General features: G+C 37.5%; 25 protein-coding genes and 2 pseudogenes. 13 read left to right on the forward strand and 14 right to left on the reverse strand.

What is annotated here, in order from left to right:
• Positions 1–1,190 precede the first annotated feature (1,190 nt).
• The 4 genes from HMPREF2697_RS10650 to HMPREF2697_RS02625 all read right to left on the reverse strand — a co-directional run bounded on the left by HMPREF2697_RS10650 (position 1,191) and on the right by HMPREF2697_RS02625 (position 5,260).
• Positions 1,191–1,538, reverse strand: coding sequence for a hypothetical protein (locus HMPREF2697_RS10650; protein WP_013991322.1), 348 nt, complete (start codon positions 1,536–1,538; stop codon positions 1,191–1,193).
• Position 1,539: 1 nt separating this feature from the next.
• Positions 1,540–2,472 (reverse strand): hypothetical protein, encoded by a 933-nt coding sequence (locus tag HMPREF2697_RS02615; protein WP_070849548.1) that lies wholly within the window; start codon positions 2,470–2,472, stop codon positions 1,540–1,542.
• Positions 2,473–2,688: 216 nt separating this feature from the next.
• Positions 2,689–4,173: an RNA-binding domain-containing protein gene (locus tag HMPREF2697_RS02620; RefSeq protein WP_014632497.1), complete on the reverse strand. Its 1,485-nt coding sequence runs from the start codon at positions 4,171–4,173 to the stop codon at positions 2,689–2,691.
• Positions 4,174–4,339: 166 nt separating this feature from the next.
• Positions 4,340–5,260 (reverse strand): helix-turn-helix domain-containing protein, encoded by a 921-nt coding sequence (locus HMPREF2697_RS02625; RefSeq protein ID WP_014632498.1) that lies wholly within the window; start codon positions 5,258–5,260, stop codon positions 4,340–4,342.
• A 535-nt stretch (positions 5,261–5,795) separates the two neighbouring features.
• On the opposite strand from HMPREF2697_RS02625, the gene HMPREF2697_RS02630 reads away from it, so the two are divergent.
• The 5 genes from HMPREF2697_RS02630 (at position 5,796) to HMPREF2697_RS02655 (ending at position 9,796) form a co-directional block, all read left to right on the forward strand.
• Positions 5,796–6,251 carry a hypothetical protein gene (locus tag HMPREF2697_RS02630; RefSeq protein ID WP_070849550.1) on the forward strand — a complete coding sequence of 152 codons (456 nt, stop codon included), beginning with the start codon at positions 5,796–5,798 and terminating at the stop codon, positions 6,249–6,251.
• 274 nt (positions 6,252–6,525) lie between these two features.
• Positions 6,526–6,957 carry a hypothetical protein gene (locus HMPREF2697_RS02640; protein WP_049553537.1) on the forward strand — a complete coding sequence of 144 codons (432 nt, stop codon included), beginning with the start codon at positions 6,526–6,528 and terminating at the stop codon, positions 6,955–6,957.
• A 2-nt stretch (positions 6,958–6,959) separates the two neighbouring features.
• Positions 6,960–7,988 carry a replication initiation factor domain-containing protein gene (locus HMPREF2697_RS02645; protein WP_070849554.1) on the forward strand — a complete coding sequence of 343 codons (1,029 nt, stop codon included), beginning with the start codon at positions 6,960–6,962 and terminating at the stop codon, positions 7,986–7,988.
• A 65-nt stretch (positions 7,989–8,053) separates the two neighbouring features.
• Entirely contained in the window at positions 8,054–8,302 is a 249-nt protein-coding gene (locus HMPREF2697_RS02650; protein ID WP_070438735.1) for a hypothetical protein, read from the forward strand.
• Positions 8,303–8,311: 9 nt separating this feature from the next.
• Entirely contained in the window at positions 8,312–9,796 is a 1,485-nt protein-coding gene (locus HMPREF2697_RS02655) for a tyrosine-type recombinase/integrase (protein WP_070849556.1), read from the forward strand.
• 94 nt (positions 9,797–9,890) lie between these two features.
• Here HMPREF2697_RS02655 and HMPREF2697_RS10100 read toward each other — a convergent pair whose 3' ends face one another.
• The 5 genes from HMPREF2697_RS10100 to rpmF form a co-directional block, all read right to left on the reverse strand.
• Positions 9,891–10,328: an FtsX-like permease family protein gene (locus HMPREF2697_RS10100; RefSeq protein WP_306806824.1), complete on the reverse strand. Its 438-nt coding sequence runs from the start codon at positions 10,326–10,328 to the stop codon at positions 9,891–9,893.
• The gene (locus tag HMPREF2697_RS02660) at positions 10,265–11,194 is read right to left on the reverse strand and encodes an FtsX-like permease family protein (RefSeq protein ID WP_083319673.1); all 930 of its coding nucleotides are present in this window, start codon (positions 11,192–11,194) and stop codon (positions 10,265–10,267) included. Before HMPREF2697_RS02660 ends, HMPREF2697_RS10100 begins: the two co-directional genes overlap by 64 nt.
• Before the next feature lie 3 nt (positions 11,195–11,197).
• Positions 11,198–11,938, reverse strand: a complete 741-nt coding sequence (locus HMPREF2697_RS02665) for an ABC transporter ATP-binding protein (RefSeq protein ID WP_070849558.1) — start codon at positions 11,936–11,938, stop codon at positions 11,198–11,200.
• Positions 11,939–12,120: 182 nt separating this feature from the next.
• Positions 12,121–12,270: a 50S ribosomal protein L33 gene (gene rpmG / locus HMPREF2697_RS02670; RefSeq protein WP_002262412.1), complete on the reverse strand. Its 150-nt coding sequence runs from the start codon at positions 12,268–12,270 to the stop codon at positions 12,121–12,123.
• 15 nt (positions 12,271–12,285) lie between these two features.
• The gene (gene rpmF / locus HMPREF2697_RS02675) at positions 12,286–12,468 is read right to left on the reverse strand and encodes a 50S ribosomal protein L32 (protein WP_002885630.1); all 183 of its coding nucleotides are present in this window, start codon (positions 12,466–12,468) and stop codon (positions 12,286–12,288) included.
• Between the two features lie 230 nt (positions 12,469–12,698).
• Here rpmF and HMPREF2697_RS02680 point away from each other — a divergent pair, with 230 nt between their 5' ends.
• The 8 genes and pseudogenes from HMPREF2697_RS02680 to yaaA all read left to right on the forward strand — a co-directional run bounded on the left by HMPREF2697_RS02680 (position 12,699) and on the right by yaaA (position 20,710).
• Positions 12,699–13,811, forward strand: coding sequence for a vitamin B12 independent methionine synthase (locus HMPREF2697_RS02680; protein WP_002885813.1), 1,113 nt, complete (start codon positions 12,699–12,701; stop codon positions 13,809–13,811).
• Positions 13,812–13,902: 91 nt separating this feature from the next.
• Positions 13,903–13,953 (forward strand): annotated as a pseudogene (locus HMPREF2697_RS10655) (PTS transporter subunit EIIB); the annotation flags it as partial.
• 81 nt (positions 13,954–14,034) lie between these two features.
• Positions 14,035–15,237 (forward strand): PTS transporter subunit EIIC, encoded by a 1,203-nt coding sequence (locus HMPREF2697_RS02685; RefSeq protein ID WP_231593851.1) that lies wholly within the window; start codon positions 14,035–14,037, stop codon positions 15,235–15,237.
• Between the two features lie 152 nt (positions 15,238–15,389).
• The gene (gene hisS, locus HMPREF2697_RS02690; RefSeq protein WP_014632507.1) at positions 15,390–16,670 is read left to right on the forward strand and encodes a histidine--tRNA ligase; all 1,281 of its coding nucleotides are present in this window, start codon (positions 15,390–15,392) and stop codon (positions 16,668–16,670) included.
• 7 nt (positions 16,671–16,677) lie between these two features.
• Positions 16,678–17,100, forward strand: coding sequence for a hypothetical protein (locus HMPREF2697_RS02695; protein ID WP_070847217.1), 423 nt, complete (start codon positions 16,678–16,680; stop codon positions 17,098–17,100).
• Between the two features lie 108 nt (positions 17,101–17,208).
• Positions 17,209–18,960 carry an aspartate--tRNA ligase gene (gene aspS, locus HMPREF2697_RS02700; RefSeq protein WP_002885629.1) on the forward strand — a complete coding sequence of 584 codons (1,752 nt, stop codon included), beginning with the start codon at positions 17,209–17,211 and terminating at the stop codon, positions 18,958–18,960.
• On the forward strand, positions 18,953–19,894 hold the full coding sequence (locus HMPREF2697_RS02705) for a YitT family protein (protein ID WP_013991301.1): 942 nt from the start codon (positions 18,953–18,955) through the stop codon (positions 19,892–19,894). The genes aspS and HMPREF2697_RS02705 overlap by 8 nt, the downstream gene beginning before the upstream one ends.
• An 84-nt stretch (positions 19,895–19,978) precedes the next feature.
• Positions 19,979–20,710, forward strand: coding sequence for a peroxide stress protein YaaA (yaaA, locus tag HMPREF2697_RS02710; protein WP_013991300.1), 732 nt, complete (start codon positions 19,979–19,981; stop codon positions 20,708–20,710).
• Positions 20,711–20,739: 29 nt separating this feature from the next.
• Here yaaA and nrdG read toward each other — a convergent pair whose 3' ends face one another.
• The 5 genes and pseudogenes from nrdG to HMPREF2697_RS02730 form a co-directional block, all read right to left on the reverse strand.
• On the reverse strand, positions 20,740–21,345 hold the full coding sequence (gene nrdG / locus HMPREF2697_RS02715; protein ID WP_013991299.1) for an anaerobic ribonucleoside-triphosphate reductase activating protein: 606 nt from the start codon (positions 21,343–21,345) through the stop codon (positions 20,740–20,742).
• 4 nt (positions 21,346–21,349) lie between these two features.
• Positions 21,350–21,850 (reverse strand): GNAT family N-acetyltransferase, encoded by a 501-nt coding sequence (locus HMPREF2697_RS02720; RefSeq protein WP_013991298.1) that lies wholly within the window; start codon positions 21,848–21,850, stop codon positions 21,350–21,352.
• A gap of 1 nt (position 21,851) precedes the next feature.
• Positions 21,852–21,983, reverse strand: coding sequence for a hypothetical protein (locus tag HMPREF2697_RS10660; RefSeq protein WP_002885877.1), 132 nt, complete (start codon positions 21,981–21,983; stop codon positions 21,852–21,854).
• 89 nt (positions 21,984–22,072) lie between these two features.
• Positions 22,073–24,277, reverse strand: a complete 2,205-nt coding sequence (gene nrdD / locus HMPREF2697_RS02725; RefSeq protein ID WP_013991297.1) for an anaerobic ribonucleoside-triphosphate reductase — start codon at positions 24,275–24,277, stop codon at positions 22,073–22,075.
• 98 nt (positions 24,278–24,375) lie between these two features.
• Positions 24,376–25,250, reverse strand: a pseudogene (locus HMPREF2697_RS02730) (hypothetical protein); the annotation flags it as partial.

Here is a 25,250-nt window from a genome sequence, read left to right on the forward strand (position 1 = left end):
GTATAACTTCTGAGGACTTTGTCTTCAATCTGAAAGATCAACATATTATTGTTGATCTTTTTTACTATGAATTACATTGTTTATTTGCTACCAAAGGAGTGAAATTTATTTCTGGGACAGGAGTCTAGAGTATTCCTAAAATGATTTTTAAAATTAATATCTAAGCTTTTAGCTAGGTGGTCAACTTCAGAGTAGACAAGATTTTTTTGTTTCATTTGTGTCATTCCTATACTAAAAGGGGAGTATTATGTAGATAGAGGCTGTTATGCTTTGGTGTTATTCTGCCTAAGATTGATGATTCTATTGATTTTTCTGAGGGAGTTACATATGTTGAAGAGAAGGTAAAGCATATAACAATAAATTGTAAAGCTCCAAAAATCTGGGACAATACTGAGACTATAGACAAATAGGACTGTTGCACTAACAAAAATTAGACAGCTACATATTATTGAAAGTGGAGGATATCCTTTTGAAAATAATAGGCTTTCTATGATTAAGGCAAAAGCAGGTAGCAACAGAGTTAGAATGATAATAATAAAGATGAAGCGTTGTGTATCATCTAGCATCAAGTTACCCAATGATTTACCTAGGTAAAAACGAGAATCACTCCCCCCTGGATAAATAAATTCTCTTGTCAAGGGACTAACTAGGATTAGGGTGTCAAATAGTGAGAAAGCTGCCTATCTCCAAATAGGGAAAGCCCATTCTTCCTCAGATAATTCTCTCTGAGTTCTTTTTTCAGTTAATTCTAATTTGATTGTCATCAATATGTACCTCTTTTGGAAAGTCGTTATTTTGATTTAAGATATACCATCCATCTGGTAGTTCAGAGTTTTTAAGTACCTGTTCTAATTGAGAATGTAAGTCAATTTCTTTAGTCGTGGAACCAGAAGGAAAACTCAATTGAACAGTAAGTTGATTGTTTCGTAGAGCATCTTTAAGTGAAAAATCATAATAGCCACCTAGCGCTTTAGAATGTCCCCTCTCATAAGTATAGAGCGTCGTGTATGGTGTATGGTACAGGTTCTATCTGAACAATAATATTTTTTAAATCTTTCTCGGTACTTAAAGCTTTAGAGATATCATTGATAAATTTTTGATTTCTAGGGTTGATTTTAATAGACTTTTTAACAAAGTCGTCCCCATATTCTCTTTCATCAGGTAAAATCTTATATTCACTATTTTGGCGATTAAAATCTGAGTCGCTTTCTGTTGGGCTGGCAATGTAAGGATAGAGTAAATCTTGAATATGGAGAGGAAGTTGAGTCTTTACATGTTCTTTTTTTGTTATTAATGGTCTCTTGATAATCAATATGGAAAATCAGGTAATGTTTAACCTCATCTTCTTTATTCATACGATAAGTAATTTTATCTGCCCATCCGATACCAGTTATTTGTACCTTTCCTTGAAATCCACGAGTTTTATAAAACCCTTTAATATTTTCTTGAGCATTGTAATAGAAAAAGATAGCAATCATGGTCAATAATAAAATCAAGGGCATAGTAATTTTAAGGTATTTGGAGCTATTTTTTACCATATTAGTTATGACTCTCCTTAACTAGTAGGTTGTAATCTTTTTGACTTTTAACTTCCTCGAGGTGTCCAGTCGTTGTATCAGTACTTGTAAAATACCAATAGATATCCTCCTTATCTGGTGTTAACTCTTTTTGGAGTTTAATGGCATCATCCAAATTAAGTGAATCAGTTGTTACGATAATTAGGCTGAATCTTTTTTTGAGCGATTGGTCACTGTATTCGTTAGCGTCTTGATCTTTGTAATTAGCAAAATTTCTTTCTTTGGTCCAGATAAGGGGCATGGAGTTGATAGTGAGGGGATCATCTTTATGACCTATAGAAAAATTATCCTTTGAAAGGAGATAGCGGTAAGGTTTAGCAAATCCGTAGTATTGACTGACTTTTGCTGGTTTGGTTTTAGTTGCCTTATGGGTACGTAAATTGACATAGAATACTTTTTCGTTGTCATAGGATGAAAATTTCACAAACTCATCCCTACCATCGGAGTACATGGTATTATCCATGGAACCAGGATTATCATATCCTAGTTTCTTAGCAAGGTCTAGTACATTAATAGTGTGTCCTTTTCCAGTGTCTTTACCAAGCTGATAAAAGTGAATAATATCATAATTTTTAGAGTCCTTCTTGTGTTTAGATGCTTTATACCTAGATTCTTGGAAGGCTAGATAGGTGCGACCGACGGCTAATTGACTTCTCTCAAGTGCTTTTTCATTTCCAAACCTAACACCTAAAACGTTAAAGTTTCCAATTTTGACGTTTTGAAAGGATGTTACAGTAACTTTTTTGTTAGTATAGTCGTAAAGTCTATCGTCTAAGGAATAAGCGGCTTGAAGTCTATAACCATAGCGAACGAATGTACCTGTAAGTAGGATGGTTATAAAAATAAGGAGATAAACATGCCACATACGCCATCTAAATGTTTCTATTTTTGTCATAGGAGATCCTCTTTGAGTAATAGAAAAACCATGAAAATAAGATTTTCATGGTTTTTAATTCTATTATTTTACTTCAGTGAGTGTAATGTGTGATTTAGCAATATTCATGATGAGCAGGAACGTTGATTTAATGGGTTTTTCAATTCTTCAATTATTGATAAGATAGAGTGATTTTGACCTTGGTTTGGTTTCAATCAGACAAAAATCAGACAAATTTTAGTGTTTGGTCATAAAATCACCAAGGTTTTTAATTTGTTGTTTGATGATGTGATATTGTTCAGATGAGGTTCTAGGGAGTACATATTTGGTTGAACGCCCTTTTCCGACGATTTCTATATATCTCTTATTTTGCAGAGTTTTCAAATTTTCTCTAAACTTATATTCTGTCATCAGATTATTCTCAATGACATCATTTTTGCTGATGTTTCCATTTTCGATTATATACTTGAGAATAGTCTTTTCGTCTTTTGATATGTTTCGGTATGAAGACAATAAGTCTACTTTCCAAATGGTTACGATTGTGCTATCGAAAGTAGTTGTGACCTCAGGAATTTTCAACTTGTACTTTTCTGACACATCAAAAATTTTAGGACCACCTGAGCCAGCCTTTTCCGACATCCCGATTCTTCTAAATAGTGATGAAATAGTACTATTTCGTGTTTTGGATGTACCACCATGTATAAATTCAGGGATGGAAATTTTCATTTTTCCAGGATTCTTAAATTCATAAAAATCATTATATGCGGTAATAACGATAGGTGAATCAAAATCATAGTAAGCATGCATTAAGCAATTCACTAGTGCTTCACGTATGGATTCAGATAAGTCTTTTTTAAATGGTAAACGATGGGCAGATTCATCATTGAGTTCGAACCTATCGTTTGTTGTTGCAGTTAATTTCTTATATGCCAAATTGAAGAAGTCATACATGTTCAAATCGGGGTACATCATATCCCCTGTCGAAACTCTGTCATTCCACCTAGTAGAAAGTGAGTTATCCTTTTCAAAGTAGTCTAATTGAAATTTAGGGTACCTAGAAATTATAGAATTATATTTTCCAAAAAACAGTAATCCTCCTGCGGTCAACTTATAGATGCCATCTGTCCTATCCTTCTTGAACACACCAATTTCAGTTAAGAAGGCTCTGAGTGGCATATTGATATACTTAGTATTTCCACTTAGCTCAACTAATAGATTTTTATATTCCTTAATTGTTTCAATATTGAGATCATTTTCGTCATAGTTAGTTAGGAGTTCGCTATCAATATCATCATGAGAACTTGCCATAAGATATTTCAACTCTTCCTTGTCGAGTTTAACATCCCCCTCCCCTAACCTTTTGTAAGATTCTCTGAAATCATTTTTTAGATGGACAGGCTTTTGGTCACTACTGGCTTCCCGTATTGTTATTACCATAAGCTGACGTTCTTTATCAGGAATACTTACGTACTCAATATCATTATCTGTTAGCAAGTTACAGCTAACTTTTTGTTTGTTTGCAACTAAAGCAAATAGATTATCTCGAATTTTCTGAGGGTCGTTTACCCCTTGATAAGGATCTTCATTCTTTTCATCAATTCCTAAAATAATTTTTCCACCGTTGGTGTTAGCGAAAGCAGAATATGTTTCCCAGAAAGAATCGGGGAGTGCATTTTTAGCTTTTTTGTATTCTAAATCGTTTCCTTCAATTTTTAATTTCACATCTCTTCCTCCTAACTTTTAAAAATCAATTTATAGGAAATCACGCGAAAACCGCGCGTAATTTTGTTTCGAAAACACTCAAATTTGATTGATTTTAAGGCATTTTTGAGTAGTTAGTTTTAAAAGGGTATCGAAAATCACGCGAAAATCACGCGAAAACAAATGATTATTTTTCCGCCCAGTCAGTCCAATCGTCAAAGGTTGTATTGTTATAAAGTTCTATCAGGCGTGGTCTAACGGATTGAATGACCTCAACTAATTCATGACCTTCATAAAATTGTGAAAAAGGCATACCGACTGTTGCTTGGGATATATCAGAAAGTAGTTGTCTTGTTGTTTGGCTATCCGCAAGTGTATTTATCAGAAAACCAAGTAAGTAATTGGAATCATAGCTAACTTCTACGCCTACTTGAGGTGAATCTTTAAGTAGGCGTTCATAGCCTTCTTTAACTTCTTGTTTGATTTTATCTTTGGTAAGATTTTCTAGATTTCCGATAAAATCATATGAAGTATAGATTTGATTGGCAAAGTAATCAGAAAGTTCTTTGACTTTAGTATCATCAAGACCCCTTTGCTGACTTAGATAGTTCTGAGCTTCCTGTCTAATTGAATTTTTTAGCGTGTCATAGAGCATTTCAAAGAAGATGTCGTCTAAGTAGCCTTCACTTGGGTAACCAAAATCATTTTCCCAGTCAGGATTTTCAAATGTTCCAATGCTTACCCCTCCGTTAGTTGTGACTGATTGTATTGGATCTGTTTTAATCCTAAAAAGCTCATCTTTTATCTTTAATGGGGTTTCAGGATATTCGTCTAGAAATTTACCATAACCGAGTTTTCTAAGATAAAGTTCAATGTATTCTTCTAATTCTCCATAGTAAAACCAACCTACAGGTTTCCCATAGATTTTTGACACTTTCTCTAAAACTTCAAGAGGAGCTAAGTTATCTCCTCTAACATATGCATTAATGGTTGATTTTTTGAGTCCTAGACGATTTCCAAAATCTGTAAAGGATAAATTTAATTCATCCTTGACTTGTCTAAGTCTTCGCCCCACAGACTTTTTATCAGGTTTAAGTATTTCAAACATAAGTTACCTCTTAGACAATTATAACACAGGAGTTTATAAAATCGTACATTTTTTGGAGATAACACTTGACGCCGTGTATGATATCGTATATAATTATTGGTGAGCATTAGGATTGCTCAAAAAAATTTACATCATTCGTACATAAAAACGTATATGTTCGATAGAAAGGAGCTAATCTAATAATCAAAAAAAGAAAGGAAGGTACAAAAAATCCTTGAACAACCTAGTACATCGTTCAAGGACAGTAAATCTAATTGCTGTAATTATACCAGATATTTCGGATACATGGTAGTTATCCAAAATCAGAAAAGAGGGTAATTATGAATTTAACAGGTATGGGACTACAAATAATAGAGCGGGTAGTCTACTTATAAGAGGCAAAAGAGATAGTCTTAATCAAACCAGAGTATTGTAATGATTTGGATGCCAGATAACTCTATCACCTTATCAAGGGTACGGGATCTGCGCGATTAATTGAATCTAGAGCTTTGCAGATTGTGACTGACTTTCTCAATCAGAAAACACAGGTAAGCTAATGAATGAATACGATTATCAAGAAGTTGTGGACAGGGTTGACGGTCTTAACTCAGTTTCAACACTGAAAAAGTGGCGATTAAAAATTGAAAGCCTGACCGATACTCAATTTAAAGAAAGTAGGGTGAGAACGGGTCGAAACTCATATTCTAAAGTTTATCTTTTTACAGAAGATGACCTAAACCATTTTCAAGCGATTGCTGATAAGAAGTCTTCGTTGGGGCTAGAAAGTGCAATTCTAAGCGCTTATGGGTTTTCTAAAGAAAATGATTCTCAAAAGCCTATTAGAGAACTTGTTGATGAGCTAGAGGTCTCCTTTAAGGAAATCCAAGAAGATTATCGAAGGAACCTAGTAAAGTTGAAACAGGAGTTAGAAGTGCTTCTGGCTAGAATCCAGACCTTGGAGAAAGAGACTGAAGAGAAATCATCTAAGAGACTTGGATTCTTTCATCGATGAAGACGGTTCGCCACCCCACCGCTGGGCGAGTGGTCAACACGGTAGCCCAGAGCAGGTGGGGAAGGTGGCAAACGGCTGAACTCGATTTGACATTTGCACCCCAGCCCCTATTAGGGGGTGCACACATACATGAAATGTGGTCAAATCCCTTGATACGCAAGGAGTTTGGCGATTTGAAGCAAAATTCACGAAAGAACCTTTATAAAGCCCATGATATCAATGGTTTACGAAGGATTTCATGTAGGCGTAGTTTTTATGAACAGGAGAAAAATACATGACAAAATTTAACTTAACAGACGAAACTGTAAAAGTAGGCGATTTGAAATTGGATAAATCACAATTTGACATTCCAAAGAAAGTGACTATCCTTTCTTCACGGGTTGCTCCAGTCTATAAAAATATCAATGGCGAAAGCATTGCGACAGATGAAGTGGCTAAAATTACTTGTTCTGTACAAGATACAGACAAAATTCAGGCCTTGAAAGACTTGGGTTATTCCCCTGATGACCTTAAGAGCATTCGTTTGGAGATTGTAGATAATCTTGACAAGTTAGCTAAATCCGTTGAAAAGGATGAGCTGAACTCTCTCGTAGTAGAACTTGTAAATCCAGAAGTCCACCTTGGTTGGCGAGCTAACAGTAATGGTGGTGGAAATTGGGGTGGCTTAAAGCTAGTGGCAACCGATATTAAATTTATTGGAGCCTAAACATGGATAACTCAGTGATGTTAGACTATTTAGCTGTAACGATTAAAGGTTTAGCCCCAGATGATGTCATTGAGAAAATCCTCATTCTTCCTAAAGACAAGTTTGTCCTCAATGAATGGGGTATAAACAAGTACCAACGGCATTATGCCTTCTCAGAGATAAAGGTTTATTTCAATAAGGATTGGGAATCGAAAATGGGGGTCTTTATCGAACTGAGAGGGCAGGGGTGCCGTCAATATGAAGAATACATGGAAAGCAATGTCAATAATTGGGTAGCATTAATGAAGCGTATTTTTGAATATCATAGTAACGTCACAAGGCTAGATATCGCCAATGATATCTTTGACGACAGCCTATCCGTCCCACTTATTTACAGTTACTGTAAAAGGCAACTCTGCATATCAACTGCTAAAACCTTTGATTACCATGAAAAGAGTATTCTTGAAAATGGTGAAAAGGTTGGTGAGATGGTAACGATTGGTGTTAGAGGTACTCAGCAATGGTGTATCTATAACAAGCTGTTAGAGAAAAAACTAGACAAAGATTTACCAGAAACGCCATCATCATGGACAAGAGCAGAGCTTAGATGTTGGCAAGAAAAGGCAAATTTATTAGCTAAACAGATAAAAGATGGGCGACCGCTCAAAGAGATTTACTTTGAGGCAATTAACGGACATTATCGTTTTGTCAGTCCGAGAGACAAGGATTCTAACCGTTGGCGAAGAAAAAATGTAAAGTGGTGGAATGACTACCTAGAGACAAAAGAAAAGACTGTCTTGAGTGTTAAGCGAATGAAGCCAACTCTAAAACAGTCTGAGCTATGGACAGAAAAACAAGTCTCACGAACACTCGGGAAACTCTATGTGGCAAAAGCAGAATCACATGGACAAGAAAAGGCAGATAATTATATTCAGCACCTACTTGAGCTTGGTATATCTAAGCTAACGAAAGTAGACGAAACAGACATTCAGCAATACAAACAAGAGCAATTAAGCTCAGCCTATTGGGGCATAAGAAAAGACGACTTGTGAAACGCTACAATCCGCCTTTCTAAAAATACCTATCTTGACTATAACTAGAATAGAAGGAGAATTCAATGGCAATATTAAAAACAGAACATGATTTTGACTTGACCCGTAACTGGTACCGAAAATCTGTCTTTTTAGATGAACTCTGGCATGGCATGACAGTTGCAACACTTAATAGCTACATTCGTCAGATGAAAGACAGTCCATACGCCTTCGGTATCAAAGGAACGCATGGCAACGTCTTTATCCACTCGGAAGTCTTTGTAGTATGGTTTGACTACAAAATTGCTAACCAGTATGTTGCAAAGATGGTGTAGGGGGTACCTATGAGAGATAATGGTTCAAGAGTACTCATCATCAGTTCTTGGCGACCAGACCCTAATAAGGCGGGTAACGTCTTGGTGAAATTCGCTATGCGATTTACCCACCCTACTACTAAAAAATCTCACAAGAAATACCTTTCTACAGGTGCTAGTAAAGGGTGGTTTACTACTAAGGCAAGACCAAGTAAGAAAACATCATCAGGGAAAGAGCGTCTCTTGGTCAGTGATATTAAAAACTCGCAACTGATTACACAGGTCACGCAAGAACTAAATAAATTAGTTGATGACTATATTGCTGAGGTAATAGGCGTAACACCCAAGAAAGCAAAGAGGATTTTAACCCTAGAAGAAATCGCCAAGCCCTTTGATGAAGATGGAAATCTTTATGGTAAAGCCTTTAGAGTATGGCATGAGAGGGTTAAGCCAGCCAATAATACCCTTAAAACAAGGGTTACTATCTACAACCGTTATATTGAGCCTAACTTTGATACAAGAATGTCTATCACAAAATTTGCCTCTATGACAGATGAAATTCAAAATCTTATCAATGTTTCTTCTATGCACATGGCAAGAAACCTGCATATCTACCTTAAGATGATTTTTGACTGGTCAGTGGAAAATGGACAAATTACTCTTACACAAGACCCGATTGCTAATAACAAGGTTAAAAGGCGAGTTCTGACAAAGAGTGAGGAGCAAAACAAGAAACGTGAAGATATTGCGGAAAAATACCTAGAAGCAAGCGAAGTTAACTATGTTCTCCGCCTGATAGAAAGCTGGACAAATAGGCCTGATAATCAACTTATCGCAGATGTGTTGAGAATGATTTTCCTAACAGGCATGAGACCAAGTGAAGTTTTGGGCTTGAATGAAGATATGCTTGATTTTGAGGGAAAGTGGATAAAGGTTCATTGGCAGAGGGCAAGTAAAAATAAATCAGATGAGGTTATGGAATCTCTTAATCTTGATGAAAAGGAACGTTACCGAGCAGACCTTAAGACTAAGGAAAGTGTTCGTACGATTCCAATGAGCCCTGAGGTAGAGAAAATCTTGCGACACTACATTGACAGAAATAAGTTTCAAGCTCAATTCAATCCGACTTACCAAGACTTGGGATATCTCTTTACTAGAACCTATATCAGGGCAGGTAATCGGCAAGGTTCTCCGCTTTATCACAACGAGCTATCACAATTCCTGAGAGGTGGTTCCAGTCAGTCAGTAAAGTATAATAAGAAGGCAGGTAAGCCCTATAAAGATATTGATAATTTCCTAGACTTTGGTAGACCGATTCATGTCATTCCTCATATGTTTCGCCATAGCTTTATTTCCATTATGGCAAGTGAAGGCATTGATCTCCCAACCATTCGAGAATTTGTCGGACACTCGGAGGATTCTAAGGAGATTGAACGTGTCTATCTCCACGTGATTAAGAAACAAAAAGACACCATGAGAGGAGCGGTTGAAAAGCTAGAGAAGTTGATTGAGTAACAAAAGTTAAACTTTAATCAGATAAAAACGAGATGAAATAGAATTTTGAACATTAGAAAAAAGCCTATAAACATGCGTTTCATAGGCTTCTTTCTTAAAATGTTTGTTTCTTAATATGGCTTACTTTAGTGATGAAAGTCAAAAGAAAGAGTAGTGTAGATAGGATGATAGCTGGAAGGAAAAGACCTGTCCAATTAGTCATTCCCATTTTCAACAATCTGAGTGAATGGTTCATCAGACCAATCATTGCAAGGTTAATCACTAGGGAGATAAAGAACGCGAGTCCCGTTATAATAAGACTTTCCCAAAGTTTTGTATGCAACAGTTGAGCAGGGGAAACTCCTAATGTGGCTAACTGTTCCTGCTCTTTGGCCTCCTGGCGGACAGACAATAATGTCATAGAGACTACGTTTGCTAATATTAATAGTACAGGAGCTAGGAAAAAGGCAATAAAGGAAACTAATAATTCTAATTCACCGTCTTTTTGAAAGAAAAGATATTTTGCGAGAGTAGTTGAAAACTCCCAACCAATGTAATTCCTGTAACAACCGAAGCGTTAATGGCTTTAAGATAAGATTTTTGACTTAGAATTTGCCATTTTGCAAGGATTGGGGCGTACCTGTGGCTAAGTAGTACGGGTGATAAAAGTTTGATAATACCAATTTGAAGATAGGGAGATAGAGCATAGATAGCAAAAACATTGACTAGCATGAGGTAAAGCAAGGAACCAGTACCCAATAATGGTTCTGAATGATAAAACATAAATAAAAGGGAAGCATATAGGGCAACTAAAATAGCCCATGGGACTGCTTTCTTAACAATTATCCAAAATTTAAAAGTTTTTCGCTCGACTTTCTGTTTAAGGAGTTTACTGGTATAGAAGTACCCACTAACAAAAGCGAGACTTGAAATTAAAGCTACGGTAGCAAGCAGTGCCAACGGTTGAGAACCAAAGTTTAAATCTGGCATCATACCTTTGCCAAAATACTTCTGTAAATAATAATAGTAGTAACGGCTTATCGGTGTTGCAATGAGAGCACCAGGTATACTGGAAATAAATGCCATTAAACTAATTTGTCCAGCAACTAAAATTGACAACTGCCAGCGGTTAGCACCTAAAATTTCCCAAAGTTGATAATCCGATTTGAAATAATCTAAAAGACTAGCAATGAGACTGGAAATAATAAGAAAAAGAGTTAGCCCGCCAAAGAAAATGGGCATAAGGAATACTGGGCTTGGGTCTGTTTGAACACTGAGTAGTACGTCCTTGTTTGCTATAATATTAAAGTCGCCTGAAAGGGATATCCCTGAAATGAGACTTGCCATAAAAAAGACAGGTACAGTTGCGGTCCATTCTTTCCAACTATATCTCCATTGGTAATAAATGAGTTTTAACATGATTTATCTCTCCCTTACATCAGTCTCTATACCTAAAGCCTTAGTTAATTCTTCAGACTTAGGTTTTATAATTTCTTGGGAAATCAAACCATCCTTAAGGATGAGTGCTCGGTCAGTTTTTGAAGCTAGCTCAATATCGTGAGTAACCATGAGGATACATTTCCCCTGATTAGCTAGTGTTCTTAAAATATCAAAAACAATTTGACGAGAGGTACTATCAAGCGCACCAGTAGGCTCATCTGCAAAAATAATCTGACTATCTGCTAAAATAGCTCGTGCAATAGCTATTTTTTGTTGTTCACCACCAGATAAGGTTGAAGGGAAGGCTTTGCTATCTGCCTTAAATTGCAATTTTTCCAGTAAATCAAGTATCTCTTGGTTGTTGACCTTTTTGCCTGATAATCTTAAAGGTAAGGCGATATTTTCAATAATAGGTAGTGCAGGTACCAAATTATAGGATTGGAAGATAAATGCTAAGGACTCACGTCTTAGTTTAGCAAGTTTATTAGGACTAGTTTGATAGGGATCTAAACCTTGAATCTCAACCTTTCCTTGACTTGGTTGCAATAGACCTGACATACATTTTAATAGTGTTGATTTTCCAGAACCACTGACACCTAATATAGATATGAATTCACCATAGTTAGCTGAGAAACTGAGACCGTTTAAAATCTGAATAGTCTTACCCTTGCTTAATTCAAACGACTTAGCAAGGTTTGTTACTTCGATTGCCTGTGTTTTCATAGTCATTCTCCTATAAGTTGACTTTTTTCTATTGTATCATTTTTAATAAGCTGTTGTAAGGGAATAATAGTTTGGTAAATAAAAGTTAGAAATAATTCAATCAGACAAAAATCAGACAAAACCGCAATTTAAGCACGAAAAAAGCCTAGAAACATGAGTTTCATAGGCTTTTCTTATCTTAATTATTTTACTTCAGTAAAGATTACGTGTTTACGCAATTTTGGTGAGTATTTTTTCAATTGAAGACGGTCTGGAGTGTTACGTTTGTTTTTTGAAGTAAGGTACAAGCGTTCACCAGATTCTTTGTGTTCAAGTGTAATATTTACGCGCATGGTATCTCCCTTCTATTATTTAGCTGCGTTAGCTTTAGCGATTTTACGTCCTTTGTAGTATCCTTTAAGTGATACACGGTGTGAACGTGAGTAATCTCCAGTTGTTTCGTCAAATTGTACTGATGGAGCAGTCAATTTGTAGTGTGTACGACGTTTGTTTTTCTTCGCTTTTGAAGTGTGACGTGCAGGTACTGCCATTTCTTTATTTCCTCCGAATTAATATTTATGTTCTTGATTTTAAATCAACTATAACAGAATAACATATCTTTTTTGTAAAGTAAAGTTACTTGACAAAAAACTTCTCAAGAAAATATATAGTTAAAAACTATACAATGTGATAGTAAATACATATTTCACAGCTATAACAGCAAGTGCTAGAATAGGCTTATTATTACATTAAATGAAAGAATAAAAAGGAGTAAATAACTATGAGTAAAGTTCATTATCATTTTGATCATGTTGGTTCTTACCTTCGTCCACAAGCTTTAAAAGAAGCACGTGAAAAATTTGCCAATGGTGAGATTTCGCAAGAGGAATTGTTGAAAGTACAAGATGAATTGGTTAAGGAATTGGTTCATCATGAGGTAGAAAATGGCCTTCAAGTCGTTTCTGATGGTGAATTTGGTCGTTCTTGGTGGCACCTTGACTTCCTATGGAACCTAACTGGTTTTGAAGCTTACCAACAAGAGGATTCATATAAATTCCATGGAGCTAAGACACGTACAACTAACGTTCGTATCAATGGTAAAATTGCTGAAAATCCTAATCATCCTTTCTATCGTGACTTTGAATATCTTAAATCAGTGACTCCTGAAGGAATTACTCCAAAAGTAACTATTCCAAGTCCATCACTCATCATTAACCGTGACCACCGTAGTGATCTTTATGCTGATTACTATGATTCATGGACAGATTTCCTTGATGATTTGGCTAAAGCTTACCATGATACCATCCAACATTTCTACGATTTGGGTGCACGTTATGTACAATTGGATGATACGACTTGGGGTTATTTGATTCAACAGTTTGAGAATGAAAAAAATAATCCTGAGAAAACAGCTGAGTTGGCAAAAATTGCTGAGGATGATGTATACACTATCAATAAAGCTTTGGAAGGTCTTCCAGAAGATTTGACTTTGGCTACTCACATTTGTCGTGGGAACTTTAAGTCAACTTATCTTTTTGAAGGTGGCTATGATTCAGTCGCTAAATATCTTGGTCAATTGAACTATGATATCTTCTTCTTGGAATACGATGATGCGCGTTCAGGTAGCTTCGCACCACTTCCAACGATTTGGAATAACCGTGATCATGTTGAATTGGTACTTGGTGTGATTACTTCTAAGGATCCAGCTTTGGAAGATGTAGATGCTGTCATTGCTCGTATCCATGAAGCGGCTGAACTTGTACCACTTAAGAACCTTGGTATCTCAACTCAATGTGGTTTTGCCTCAACTGAAGAAGGTAATATCTTGACTGAGCAAGATGAGTGGAATAAATTGCAATTGATTAAAACAATTACTGATAAAGTTTGGTCATAATAGAAAAAATGCAGAGGACAGGCTCAGCTTGTTCTCTATTTTTATGAATATAGAAAGGAAGTGTCATGGATTATAAAGAGATAGGACAGAAATTTTAGAAGCTGTAGGAGGAAAGGAGAACGTTCAGAATCTAACCCATTGTGCGACACGTTTACGTTTTACCTTAGCAGATGATTCTAAAGCTGATGATGAGGCTGTTAAAGCTATCGATGGTGTGGTGAGTTTGGCTAAGAGTGGTGGCCAGTATCAAGTTGTTGTTGGGAGTGATGTACCAAATGTATACCGCGCTTTAGAAGGTTTATTGGATCTGGATGAAGTATCTAAGGAATCATCGGAAAAACAAGATAGAACTCCTCTTCAAAGCTTTTTAGCTCTTATTTCTGGGATTTTCACCCCAATCTTACCAGTAATTACAGCAGCAGGGATGATCAAGGCTGTTTTGTCCCTTTTGGTTGTCTTTAAGGTAGTAGCTGTAGATGATGTTAACTATCAAGTTCTTAATTTTATTGGCGATGCTGGATTTTATTTCTTACCTGTATTTTTAGGTGCCTCAGCAGCTCGACAGTTTAAGACGAATGCTCAATTGGGGATGTTGATTGGTGCTATTTTATTACACCCAACTTTTACTCAGATTGTGACAACTGCCAAGGAATCAGGTCATGGCGTCTCTTTCTTTAGTATTCCTCTTACATTAACTTCTTACTCATCAACGGTTATCCCTGTTATTTTGGCAGTTTGGTTTATGAGTTACGTGGAGCGCTTTGCGATTAAAATTTCACCAAAGGCTGTAAAGTTTTTCTTGGTTCCTATGATTACGACATTAATTACTGCAATCGTAACACTTTTGATTTTAGGTCCAATTGGTGCTGTCATAGGTAACTGGTTGGGGGATTTCTTTAAGTGGTTGGAAAACTTTGGCCCATGGGTTGTTCCAACAATTGTAGGGGCAACCTTCCCGTTAATGGTTACAACAGGAACTCACTATGGCTTAGTATCCATTGGAATCAATAACCGTATGACTATTGGGTATGATACGATTGCACAGCCAGGTGCTTTGGCTTCAAATGTGGCTCAGGGTGGAGCAGCTCTTGCTATTGCTTTAAAAACTAAGGATACCAATAAGAAAGCTCTGGCTTCATCGGCTGGAATTACTGCGATTTGTGGGATTACGGAACCGGCTCTTTATGGGGTAACTTTGCAAAATAAAGCAGCCCTTATAGGATCTATTGTTGCAGGGGGAGTAGGTGGCTTCTTCCTTGGTATTTTAGGTGCGAGAAATTTTGCGGGTGGTTCCCCAGGTCTCTTGACGATTGCAGCGTATATCGGTGAAGACACACTTAAATATTTTTACACAGCTATTGCAGGTCTTGTAATTTCTGTTGTGGTATCTTTCATTGTGACCTTCATTCTTTATAAGGAAGATTAATGATTGTGGCAGACCGAGAGGTCTGTTTATTTCTTACGTTGAAAAATCCTCCACCATTTCCCAAAAGCTATGTAAATTATGATAGAATAGAGTGATTATATCTGTAATAACGGAAAAGGAGGGCAGGTCTATTTGAGGCCTGTATCATCATTATGAAACTTCAAAAACCTAAGGGAACGCAGGATATTTTACCTGTTGATAGCGCCAAATGGCAGTACGTGGAAAATGTTGCACGTGAAACATTTAAGAAATACAATTATGGTGAAATTCGTACACCTATGTTTGAACATTACGAGGTCATTTCACGTTCAGTAGGTGATACAACTGACATCGTTACTAAGGAAATGTATGATTTTCATGATAAGGGAGACCGTCATATTACACTTCGTCCAGAAGGAACAGCACCGGTTGTACGCTCTTATGTAGAAAACAAACTCTTTGCGCCAGAGGTCCAAAAACCTGTTAAAGTTTATTATATTGGATCAATGTTCCGTTATGAACGTCCTCAAGCAGGACGCTTGCGTGAGTTCCACCAACTAGGTGTAGAGTGCTTTGGATCAAAAAATCCAGCAACAGATGTTGAAACCATTGCTATGGCCTACCAACTCTTTAATACGCTAGGCATTAAGGATGTTACCCTTCATTTGAATAGCCTTGGAAATACTGAGAGTCGTCTGGCTTATCGTCAGGCCTTGATTGACTATTTGACACCAATGCGTGAAAGTTTGTCAAAAGATAGTCAACGTCGTTTGGATGAAAATCCTTTGCGAGTACTCGATTCAAAAGAAAAAGAAGATAAGGTTGCCGTTGAAAATGCTCCCTCTATCCTTGATTATTTAGATGAAGAAAGTCAAGCGCACTTTGACGAAGTACGTACCATGCTTGATAGTCTTAACATTCCTTACGTGATTGATACTAATATGGTACGTGGTCTTGATTACTATAATCACACGATTTTTGAATTTATTACCACTGTTGATAAGTCTGAATTGACAATTTGTGCGGGTGGTCGTTACGATAGTTTGGTTGAATACTTCGGTGGTCCAGAAACAGCTGGTTTTGGTTTTGGACTTGGTTTAGAACGCTTGCTTTTGGTTCTTGATAAACAAGGTATTGAGCTTCCGGTGGAAGAAAATCTGGATGTTTACATTGCAGTACTTGGTTCAGGTGCTAATGGCAAAGCTCTTGAGTTAGTTCAAGCTATCCGCTATCAAGGATTTAAGGCTGAACGTGATTACCTTGGACGTAAGATTAAGGCGCAATTTAAGTCAGCAGATACCTTCAAGGCCAAGACGGTTATCACCTTAGGTGAGAGTGAAGTGGAGTCGGGTCAGGTCAATGTCAAAAATAACGCTACTCGTGAGGAAGTTACTGTAAGTTTCGAAGAGCTAACTAACAATTTTGCAGCAGTCCTCAAACAGTTAGAAAAGTAGGGGGCATATGGTTAGTATAGTTGATATGCTCAAACGGAGTGAAAAGTTCAGTTTGGCTTTTGATCGTAGTATGCCCATTCGTTTCCAACAACAGTTTTGGCAATTGATTGCCTTTCTTGATAAACATGACATTACTTGGTTTAATGATGAGCCTGCAAGTGATCATGCGATGTGCCAGCAATTACTCGGTCAAGTTTGGCGTCAAGATTGTCAAGATGTGGTCTTAAGTTTTGAAACACAGGAACGTTATTTGGGATGGCAGGTAGACGAGGAAACCGATGAACTTAGTGTTATCATTGAAGATGTTTACGGATTCCGTTGGAATAGTTTACTTGACTTAGAAAAAGCTGATTATCGTTTTGAAGATTTTGAAGAGTTTGCTGAAGATTACGTGGATACTAGTGATTTGTTGAAACAATTTGGCAAATAGTTTTATAAAAAAGAAAGTCTATTAAATTCTAACCTGAAATGGGTGGGGTTTTGATGGGCTTTTTGCTATAATAGTTAAGACTAAAAAATTAACGAAAGAAGTGTATTTATGGAACGTTCTATGTATGCCGGACGTGTTCGTAGTGAACACATCGGAACTACTATTACTTTGAAAGGTTGGGTATCTCGCCGTCGTAACCTCGGAGGTTTGATTTTCATCGATCTTCGTGACCGTGAAGGTTTGATGCAGTTGGTTGTTAACCCTGAAAATGCGGACGCTAATGTTGTTGAAACAGCTGAAAGTTTGCGTAGCGAATTTGTTATTGAAGTCACAGGAACTGTTGAAGCGCGTGAACAAGCTAATGATAACTTGCCTACAGGTGCTGTCGAACTTAAAGTTGAAGACCTTAAAGTCCTTAATACTGCCAAAACAACACCATTTGAAATTAAAGATGGTGTTGAGGCTAGTGATGATACACGTATGCGTTACCGCTATCTGGATCTTCGTCGTCCAGAGATGTTGGAAAACTTTAAGCTCCGTGCAAAGGTAACTCACGCCATCCGTAATTATCTTGATGACTTGGAATTTATCGATGTTGAAACACCAATGTTGACAAAATCTACACCAGAAGGTGCTCGAGATTACTTGGTTCCAAGCCGTGTTAGCCAAGGTCACTTTTATGCTCTTCCGCAAAGTCCTCAAATCACTAAACAATTATTGATGAATGCTGGTTTTGACCGTTACTATCAAATTGTTAAGTGTTTCCGTGATGAAGATTTGCGTGGAGACCGTCAACCTGAGTTTACACAAGTTGACTTGGAAACGTCATTCCTTAATGAGCAAGAAATCCAAGATATTACAGAGGGATTGATTGCTAAGGTTATGAAAGAAACTAAAGGGATTGAAGTTACATTACCATTCCCACGCATGTCTTATGATGATGCCATGAATAACTATGGTTCTGACAAGCCAGATACACGCTTTGACATGCTTTTACAAGACTTGACAGAGGTTGTCAAGGGTGTAGACTTCAAAGTATTTGCTGAGGCACCAGCTGTTAAGGCAATTGTTGTTAAAGGAAATGCAGACAAATACTCACGTAAAAGTATTGACAAGTTGACAGAGTTTGCCAAACAATTTGGCGCTAAAGGTCTTGCTTGGGTTAAGATGACTGACGGAGCTCTAGCAGGTCCAGTTGCTAAATTCTTGACAAGTATTGAAGATAAGTTGACAGATGCTTTACACCTTGAAGAGAATGATCTAGTTCTTTTTGTAGCAGATACACTTGAAATCGCTAATAACACACTTGGTGCTTTGCGTAATCAAATTGCTAAAGAACTTGACATGATTGACAACACTAAGTTTAACTTCCTTTGGGTTGTCGATTGGCCAATGTTTGAGTGGTCTGAAGAAGAAGGACGCTATATGTCTGCTCACCACCCATTTACTTTGCCAACAGAAGATTCTGCAGCAGAGCTTGAAGGAGATCTTTCCAAGGTACGTGCTGTAGCTTATGATATTGTCTTGAATGGTTATGAGCTTGGTGGAGGTAGTCTACGTATCAATCATAAAGACCTACAGGAACGTATGTTGAAAGCCCTTGGTTTCTCTGAAGAATCAGCCTATGAGCAATTTGGATTCCTTCTTGAGGCTATGGACTATGGTTTCCCACCACATGGTGGTTTGGCTATCGGTCTTGACCGTTTTGTTATGCTTCTTGCAGGTAAAGATAATATCCGTGAAGTGATTGCCTTCCCTAAAAATAATAAGGCATCAGATCCTATGACTCAGGCTCCAAGTCTTGTGGCTGATAAACAGTTGGAAGAACTTGCCCTTCATGTAGATTTAGAAAATGAATAAAGCACCTCTTCATAAACATGTTAAATTTGTAGCGAAAAAGTCTGCGAAGAAAATGGGCGTTTTGCAGGCTGCACGTAGTATTTCCCGTGAAAAATATACTGAAAAAGTTTCAGCCTCTTTACTTTACGGGCTCTTATCGTCAATCGCCGTTAATTTCTTTTTTCAACCTGGACATGTTTACTCCAGTGGAGCAACAGGTTTGGCACAGGTTTTATCGGCATTGAGTGTTAGAACTTTGGGCTTTGAGATACCAGTATCATTGACTTTCTATACGATTAATATACCTCTCTTGATTATGGCTTGGTATAAGATTGGCCATAAATTCACTATCTTTACCTTCATTACAGTAACGATGAGCTCCCTTTTTATTCAGGTGATGCCACATGTAATCTTGACAGAGGATCCTTTGATTAATGCTATCTTTGGTGGTTTGGTCATGGGAACGGGGATTGGTTTCGGTTTAAAATCACGTATCTCTAGTGGAGGGACGGATATCGTTAGCCTCACTATTCGTAAGAAAACAGGCCGTGATGTTGGTAATATCTCCTTGATTGTCAATGGGATTATCATGGTTTTTGCGGGCATTCTTTTTGGTTGGAAATATGCTCTTTATTCAATGGTGACTATTTTTGTTTCTAGTCGAGTAACAGATGCGATTTTCACAAAACAAAAGAAAATGCAGGCTATGATTGTCACAAGTAATCCCGACCCAGTTGTAAGGATGATTCAGAAGAAACTCCATCGTGGAGTAACGATGATTAATGATGCGGAAGGGACTTATAATCACGAAAAGAAAGCAGTATTACTGGCGATTATTACGCGTGAAGAGTATACTGACTTCAAGCATTATATGAGAAAAGCAGATCCTAAAGCTTTTGTCTCTATCGCAGAAAATGTACATATTCTAGGTCGTTTTGTTGATTTAGATGACTAACAAAAAAGGAAGTTGACGAACGTTAGCTTCTTTTTTGTTGGAGGAATTCTTGACGAAATGCTTGCTTGACTTTACAATATCAGTATGATTAGATTTTTAATTCCAACCGCAAAAGAAATGAAGGCCAGTAAGGAAGTTCCGTCTCAAAAACTATCCGAAAAGAGTGCAGCTATCCTAACTGAAATGGCAAAATTGTCCCCAGATGAATTATCCATAGCTTATAAAATAAAGCCTGAACAGGCTGAGAAAGAAAAGCAGCGCTGGGGTGCGATTTTGTCGGGAGAAGCGAAGAACTATCCGGCCGTCGAGCTTTTTAATGGTCTGATGTATCGTCACATCAAACGTAGTGACTTATCCACATGTGAAAAAGATTTCTTAGGCCAACGAGTATTTATCACATCTTCTTTTTATGGAATCATTCCTGCTTTTTACCCGATTCAGGAACATCGTCATGACTTTCATACGAAGATTAAGGTTGATGGTCAGTCCTTAAAAAACTATTGGCGTGCCGAATATGATCAATTTCTGGAGGAGAATCAAGTTCCGGTTATTTCTTTGCTTTCGAGTGAATTCGAGGATGTTTTTAGTCCAACTCTTCGTAAGCAGTTATTCACGGTTAGTTTTATGGAAGACCGCAATGGGGTTCTTAAGACTCACTCTACGATTTCCAAAAAGGCAAGAGGGGCTTTTTTGACAGCTGTTATGGAGGAGAATTGTCAAACGATTAATGATTTACGAAAATTGTCTTTTGATGAGTTTAACTATCGTGAGGATTTATCCTCTAATAATGAGCTAGTTTTTGTTAAAATTGCATAAAAAAGTCTGAGTTATAAGCTCAGACTTTTTTATAGCATATCTTTACGATCGACTTGTTCATAGTTAGTTTGACCGTCATTTAGCTTGTCCCAAATAACGACTTCTCCCTGATTAAGAGATTTTTTGACATCAATAATACGTTGATTAGATGATCCTCGAAACTGGAGCATAAGGTTCTTTTTAGTGATGTCAAAGCGGCCGTCAACGAGAATGTCAACGAGTTGAAGAAGTTCTAGTTTATCAGGAGTTTCAAGCATCAACTCCTCCCAAGTATAACCAGTCCAAGACCAGATATCTTTTTCCGGGAGTTCCTTACGAATGCGTTTGACTAGGGGAATGAGAATTCCTGTGTTTAGGAAGGGTTCACCACCAAGTAGCGTGAGACCTTGTACGTAAGGTTGAGCTAGATCCCTCATGATTTGTTCTTCAAGTTCTTTAGTATAGGGAATTCCTGCCTTAAAGGACCAGGTGGCAGCGTTATAGCATCCCTCGCAATGAAACATGCAACCAGAGACGTAAAGGGAGTTACGCACGCCTTCACCATCAACGAAATTAAAAGCTTTGTAGTCAATAATACGTCCTTGGCTAAGTTCTTCAGACTTCCATTCCTGTGGTTTTGGTGTATTCCATGTCATGATTCTACTCCAAATCTATCCAATAGCGCTCAGTTTCATGGCGAATGTCCTCCAACTGGCCACCGTTGGCTAATATAACAGCTCGACTAGCAGGATTCTTGATACTACAAGTGACCAGAGCACGATGAATATTCTTTTCTTTAGCCACTTGCAGACCTTGATGAAGAGCTTCTTTTGCATAGCCTTTGCCCCTTTCAGAGGGACGGATTGAGTAGCCAATATGGCCCCCTTTTTCTAGTAAGTAGTCATTTAATCGGAGACGAAGGTTGAGAAAGCCAAGAGCATGACCTGCTTCGTCAAAACTAACTAGCTGGATAGCAGGAACCCAATTTTCAGGAATATTGAGTCCCGCTTCCGCTTGAAGATTTTCTTCTAGCCACTCTTCATAAACAAAATTGTCGGGATTCCAAAATCCACCATCATGAGCAGATTGCTCCCTTTCAAATTCAGCCATCATCTCTAAGATAGCTTCTTTATCTGTTTGGCTCGGTCGGCGTAAGATCATATTATTTCTTCTTTCCAGCTTTTTTCAAAAGGGCTTGGACACGTGCTTTTTTATCGTTTTTGACGGTTGCATTTTTTTCGTGGTAACGTTCCACTTGTTGCATACCTTTATAATCTAATTGATATTTTCCCATTATATTCCTTTCTAAAAATGAAATAAGCAAAGCAGTTGGAAGATATCATCCAGCTGCTTCTAGTTTATTATAATGTATTCTAGGTCTTATTAAAGGTGTTTACCTTCATATTTTATGGTTGAACCGTTCATGTGTTTGACTCGAGCAGAGATTTCTTTGTGGCGTCCTTTAACCATTGGGCGTGCCTGTGGATTTCCTAGATAGCCGCAAGTACGTTTAACAACATCAACTGTTTTAGGATCTGTGTTGCCACAGTTAGGGCACATGAATCCACGTTCTGTTGGGGTGAAGTCCCCTTCAAAGTCACACTTGTAGCATTTATCGATTGGAGTATTCGTTCCGAGGTAACCGACACGGTCATAAGCAAAGTCCCAGACAGCTTCGAGTGCCTTTGGATTTTGCTGGAGGACTGGATATTCGCAGTAATGGATGAATCCACCAGTTGCACCAGCTTCTGGGTAAGCTTTTTCGAATTCTAATTTTTCAAATGGTGTTGGATTTTTACGAACATCGTAGTGGAAAGAGTTGGTGTAATACTCTTTATCTGTGATATCAGTCACGACACCGAACTTTTCAGTATCCAAACGACAGAAACGATCCGTCAAACTCTCTGATGGTGTTGAATAAACAGAGAAATGATAATCATATTCGTCAGACCAACTTTCACAAGCATTTTTCATAGCTTTAACGATATCTAACGTGAACGCTTTGGCTTCTGGATTAGTCTCCCAGTCACTACCATAAAAAACGGATGCTACTTCATAAAGCCCAATATAACCAAGTGATACAGTTGCACGACGATGTTTGAATAGTTGATCTACATTGTCGAATTTACCTAGACGTTGACCAAAGGCACCATACTGATAAAGGATGGGGGCATTAGCAGGTGTCGCTTCTTTGACACGTTCAACTCGGTAGACGAGTGCATCTTTGGCAATTCCCATTCTTTCTTCAAAAATTTCCCAAAATTTATCTTGGTCTCCCTTAGATTCTAGGGCAATTCGAGGAAGATTAAGGGTTACAACACCCAGATTCATTCGTCCAGAATTAACTTCGACACCATTTTCATCCTTCCACCCTTGTAGGAAGGAACGGCATCCCATAGGAGCTTTAAAGGAACCCGTCAATTCAACGATTTTGTCATATGATAGGACATCTGGATACATACGCTTTGTTGCACATTCAAGAGCTAGTTGCTTAATATCGTAGTTAGGTGAGCTAGGCTCTAAGTTAAGTCCACGTTTTAAGGTAAAAATGAGTTTAGGGAAAATGGCAGTACGGTGTTCGGAGCCAAGTCCTAAAATACGAACTTGTAGGATAGCCTTTTGGATTTCACGCTCAAACCAGTTTGTCCCTAAACCGAAACCGAGAGAGGTAAAGGGAGTTTGTCCATTCGAAGTGAAAAGCGTATTAATCTCGTATTCAAGAGATTGCATAGCATCGTAGATATCTTTACGCGTTTTGGCGCGTGCATAGTCTTCACGTTTTTCTTCAGCTACCCACTCTTTAGCATCAGCTAAGTGTTTTTTGTAGTTAAGTTCTGCGTAAGGAGCTAAAAACTCATCGATACGGTCTGCAGTACAGCCACCGTATTGACTAGAGGCAACATTTGCGATGATTTGTGAAATTTGTGCTGTTGCAGTTTGAATGGATTTAGGACTTTCAACTTCAGCATTACCAATCTTAAAACCATTTGCCAACATGCCTTTGAAGTCAATCAAGCAACAGTTAGTCATAGGTGTGTAAGGACTGTAGTCTAAATCGTGGAAGTGGATATCCCCCTTTTGATGAGCATTCGCCACATGTGAAGGAAGCATTTTAAGTCCAATAGATTTTCCGACAATTCCTGCGGTTAAATCACGTTGTGTATTGTAAAGGTCACTGTCCTTATTAGCATTTTCGTGAACAACAGCCTGGTCTTTATTAACAAGTTTATTAATGGTGAAATTAATGTCAGTGGCTTGAGAGCGCTCAAAATCACGCTTGGTACGATAGTTAATATATTCTTGAGCGATAGCATACTCGTTTGCTTCTAGCAACTCGTGCTCTACTATGCTTTGGATTTCATATATTTTGATATTTTGAGTGAAGCGGTCATTAATTTCAGCAACAATACGGTTGGCAATTCCCTCCAACTTTGCTTCAATTAATGGTGTGATAGGTGTAATAGCCTCACTTGCTTTGAGGATAGCCTCATATATTTTACTTGAATCAAAGACAACCATACGACCATCACGTTTGATGACTTTGATATCAGGGTTGATTGTAACCTTTTCTTTTTCTAATGTAATCATCTAAAAATCACCTCGTTACTAATTATAGCACTAGGCAAAAAAAAATCAATATATTGTGGTATATTTTTATCTCAACCACTATATATTGATTTTTCGACCTATTTTAAGACGTAAACAGTGTATCGTTCAACGCCTTTTACAGGGGCTTTTTTATAGTTTTTTGAAAGTGTAGATTTAACATCAGAAGGTAGTTGTGTATCTTGTTGAACAACTATATATTGTGCTGAATCTTGGATAATAGTATCTGAGAGAGCTTTCTGATGACTAGATTTAGCTGTGTTAAGTTCTGGAAGAACAAATTGTGAGGCTGCTTTACGACCGCTTTCCAAATAAATTTTTGCTGATGAATCGTAAACGTAGATAGTTTCATCTTTTTTGGTATTTTTAGCGAGGTAATTTGCAACAGTACTACGTTCAGTATTATTTCCTAAATTAAATAGGAACATAATGATTGGCATTGCGAAAGCAAATGCAAAGACTGCAATAGGTAAGAAGTAATTACGACTAAGGAAGATACCAAAAACTTTAAGTGTGTGAATCTGGTTACCATTACGACGTCGGTGAGAAGTTCGCTCTGCTCTCTTTTTAATAGCATCATCTAAAGAAAGCGCTGTCAAGACTAGACCATAAGGTACGATGTTGAGAATACTGTAAAGTCCAAAACTTTGAGAGAACAAGCTGTAAACTACTGTAAAGATAAAACTAAGGAGTAGTACCCACTTGATACTCTTATCTTTAGCATCGCCAAGAAGGTGGTTGCTTGTAGTCAGTGCACCAATAAGTAATCCAGAGCCGATGACAGCAAAACTTTGGTAAGCTAACGTAAGTAGAAAGTCATTTTTTTCTACAGCAAGTTGTGTAAAGTTGTAAACCAAAACTTGGTTAATATAGTCCGATGTAATTTGTAAATTTAGGATAAAGTAAAGACATAGATACAATACTAGAATGTTACCAAAAATAATACAAAGAACTT

Source organism: Streptococcus sp. HMSC064D12, from assembly GCF_001837205.1.
Taxonomy (GTDB): Bacteria; Bacillota; Bacilli; order Lactobacillales; family Streptococcaceae; genus Streptococcus; species Streptococcus salivarius_D.

Excerpts from the sequence above, each read along its gene's own strand:
- HMPREF2697_RS10660 (WP_002885877.1), bottom strand. The coding sequence starts at position 21,983 with ATGGGAAAATATCAATTAGATTATAAAGGTATGCAACAAGTGGAACGT.
- HMPREF2697_RS02615 (WP_070849548.1), bottom strand. The coding sequence starts at position 2,472 with ATGACAAAAATAGAAACATTTAGATGGCGTATGTGGCATGTTTATCTC.
- HMPREF2697_RS02660 (WP_083319673.1), bottom strand. The coding sequence starts at position 11,194 with ATGTTAAAACTCATTTATTACCAATGGAGATATAGTTGGAAAGAATGG.
- aspS (WP_002885629.1), top strand. The coding sequence starts at position 17,209 with ATGGAACGTTCTATGTATGCCGGACGTGTTCGTAGTGAACACATCGGA.
- rpmF (WP_002885630.1), bottom strand. The coding sequence starts at position 12,468 with ATGGCAGTACCTGCACGTCACACTTCAAAAGCGAAGAAAAACAAACGT.
- hisS (WP_014632507.1), top strand. The coding sequence starts at position 15,390 with ATGAAACTTCAAAAACCTAAGGGAACGCAGGATATTTTACCTGTTGAT.
- HMPREF2697_RS02705 (WP_013991301.1), top strand. The coding sequence starts at position 18,953 with ATGAATAAAGCACCTCTTCATAAACATGTTAAATTTGTAGCGAAAAAG.
- nrdG (WP_013991299.1), bottom strand. The coding sequence starts at position 21,345 with ATGACATGGAATACACCAAAACCACAGGAATGGAAGTCTGAAGAACTT.
- nrdD (WP_013991297.1), bottom strand. The coding sequence starts at position 24,277 with ATGATTACATTAGAAAAAGAAAAGGTTACAATCAACCCTGATATCAAA.
- HMPREF2697_RS02665 (WP_070849558.1), bottom strand. The coding sequence starts at position 11,938 with ATGAAAACACAGGCAATCGAAGTAACAAACCTTGCTAAGTCGTTTGAA.
- HMPREF2697_RS10650 (WP_013991322.1), bottom strand. The coding sequence starts at position 1,538 with ATGGTAAAAAATAGCTCCAAATACCTTAAAATTACTATGCCCTTGATT.
- HMPREF2697_RS02650 (WP_070438735.1), top strand. The coding sequence starts at position 8,054 with ATGGCAATATTAAAAACAGAACATGATTTTGACTTGACCCGTAACTGG.
- HMPREF2697_RS02655 (WP_070849556.1), top strand. The coding sequence starts at position 8,312 with ATGAGAGATAATGGTTCAAGAGTACTCATCATCAGTTCTTGGCGACCA.
- yaaA (WP_013991300.1), top strand. The coding sequence starts at position 19,979 with ATGATTAGATTTTTAATTCCAACCGCAAAAGAAATGAAGGCCAGTAAG.
- rpmG (WP_002262412.1), bottom strand. The coding sequence starts at position 12,270 with ATGCGCGTAAATATTACACTTGAACACAAAGAATCTGGTGAACGCTTG.
- HMPREF2697_RS02645 (WP_070849554.1), top strand. The coding sequence starts at position 6,960 with ATGGATAACTCAGTGATGTTAGACTATTTAGCTGTAACGATTAAAGGT.
- HMPREF2697_RS02720 (WP_013991298.1), bottom strand. The coding sequence starts at position 21,850 with ATGATCTTACGCCGACCGAGCCAAACAGATAAAGAAGCTATCTTAGAG.
- HMPREF2697_RS02625 (WP_014632498.1), bottom strand. The coding sequence starts at position 5,260 with ATGTTTGAAATACTTAAACCTGATAAAAAGTCTGTGGGGCGAAGACTT.
- HMPREF2697_RS02680 (WP_002885813.1), top strand. The coding sequence starts at position 12,699 with ATGAGTAAAGTTCATTATCATTTTGATCATGTTGGTTCTTACCTTCGT.
- HMPREF2697_RS02630 (WP_070849550.1), top strand. The coding sequence starts at position 5,796 with ATGAATGAATACGATTATCAAGAAGTTGTGGACAGGGTTGACGGTCTT.
- HMPREF2697_RS02695 (WP_070847217.1), top strand. The coding sequence starts at position 16,678 with ATGGTTAGTATAGTTGATATGCTCAAACGGAGTGAAAAGTTCAGTTTG.
- HMPREF2697_RS02640 (WP_049553537.1), top strand. The coding sequence starts at position 6,526 with ATGACAAAATTTAACTTAACAGACGAAACTGTAAAAGTAGGCGATTTG.